Raw genomic sequence first — 291 nt, 5'->3', positions numbered from 1 at the left:
GCGAACCCGCACCTGGAAGGAGTCCAAAGATCCCGACAAGGACGCCAAACTCGACCGTATCGAGCACGTGACCAGCCATTTCCCGGACCGGTGCTTCGCTTTCGACCAGTTCGGCCCGCTGCCGATCCGGCCCTGCCACGGCTCCAGCTGGGCCGAAGAGAGCAAACCGGACCGGCTGCCGGCCACCTGCCACCGCACCCACGGCATCCGCTACTTCCACGGCTGCTACTCGATGGGCGATGACCAGCTGTGGGGCGTGACCCGGCGCCGCAAGGGCGGCGACCACAGCCT

Annotated in this window: 1 pseudogene; it reads left to right on the top strand. The window is 67.7% G+C overall.

The window, feature by feature from the left end:
• Window positions 1-291 (top strand): annotated as a pseudogene (locus IF89_RS0136700) (IS630 family transposase); the annotation flags it as partial.

Origin of the sequence: Streptomyces sp. NRRL F-2664, assembly GCF_000719345.1 — a bacterium.
Lineage (GTDB): Bacteria > Actinomycetota > Actinomycetes > Streptomycetales > Streptomycetaceae > Streptomyces.
The sequence above is the reverse complement of the archived record's forward strand: the minus strand, read 5'-3'. Positions and strand labels throughout refer to the sequence as shown.